The organism is Streptomyces sp. NPDC017943 (assembly GCF_044328425.1).
Classification (GTDB): domain Bacteria; phylum Actinomycetota; class Actinomycetes; order Streptomycetales; family Streptomycetaceae; genus Streptomyces; species Streptomyces djakartensis_A.
Genome location: NZ_JBIRHH010000093.1, coordinates 1 through 1,173 on the forward strand (window position 1 = coordinate 1; position 1,173 = coordinate 1,173).

The 1,173-nt window shown below is 68.1% G+C and carries 2 protein-coding genes; both read left to right on the forward strand.

The window, feature by feature from the left end:
* Positions 1-102 precede the first annotated feature (102 nt).
* A complete protein-coding gene (locus tag ACH4C6_RS36475) occupies positions 103-675 on the forward strand; it encodes a winged helix-turn-helix domain-containing protein (RefSeq protein WP_398112851.1) in 573 nt (190 codons plus the stop codon).
* Positions 591-1,157 (forward strand): transposase, encoded by a 567-nt coding sequence (locus ACH4C6_RS36480; protein WP_366900796.1) that lies wholly within the window; start codon positions 591-593, stop codon positions 1,155-1,157. Before ACH4C6_RS36475 ends, ACH4C6_RS36480 begins: the two co-directional genes overlap by 85 nt.
* Positions 1,158-1,173: the final 16 nt, after the last annotated feature.

The window sequence follows — 1,173 nt, forward strand, 5'->3', positions numbered from 1 at the left end:
TTACTGACTTCAGCTCGTTGGGGTGAATCTTTGTGAAGTCGCTGATGGGTTCGGGGTGGGCGGCTGTATCCGTGTGGTGTGAGATATGCGGATGGGGGCGGGCTGACCCCTGCGGGACGTCGGCGCCGGGAGTCGGTACGGATGCAGGCTGCCGAGTTGTACGAGCAGGAGATCAAGCCGTCAGAGGTTGCACGGCGGTTACGGGTGAGCGTGAAGTCGGCTTACCACTGGCACCAGTTGTGGCGAGACGGCGGTCGAGAGGCTCTGGCTTCCCGCGGCCCGAGCGGATCCCGTTGCCGGCTCTCCCCGCGCTGTCTGGAGAAACTGGCCGCGTACCTCGATCAGGGCCCGGCCGCCCACGGCTGGGTGGAGGACCAGGTGTGGACCGCGGCGAGGGTGGCCACGCTGATCGGCAGGAAGTTCCACGTCTCCTACAGTGTCTCCGGCGCCACGCGGCTGATGCACCGGCTCGGCTTCAGCCCGCAGGTCCCCGCCCGCCAGGTCGCCGAGCGCGACGAGCAGGCAGTGACCGCGTGGAAGGAGGCGACCTGGGCGGAGGTAAAAGAGCCCGGGCGGCCTGCGGGGGCTACATCTGCTTCGAGGACGAAGCAGGATTCACCCGGAAGCCGCCCCGGGGACGGACCTGGGGCCGACGAGGGCGCACCCCGGTCGTGACCGTCAGCGGACGCCGCTCGGGGCGCCTGTCGGTGGCCGGGCTGATCGCGATACGGCCGGGCTCACGAACCCGGCTGTGCCACCGTCTGCGCACCCACCAAGCGGGCAAAGGCGCACGCCGCAGCATGGGCGAGCGGGACTTCATCGCACTCGTCGACGGCGTCCACCAGCTCGTCAAGGCACCGGTCGTGCTGGTCTGGGACCGTCTGAACACCCACGTCTCCCACGCCATGCGCGAACTGATCGCCGAACGCGAGTGGCTGACGGTGTTCCTCCTGCCCGCCTACTCGCCCGATCTCAACCCCGTCGAGTGGGTATGGGCACACGTCAAACGCAGCCTGGCCAACCTCGCCGTCGTCGCCCTCGACCGGCTCGAAGCCCTCGTACGCAACCGGCTCAAACGCCTTCAGTACCGGCCCGACACCCTCGACGGCTTCATAGCCGGCACCGGCCTGACCCTCGACAAACCCACGTCACCTTGAAGAGCCGAAGTCAGTA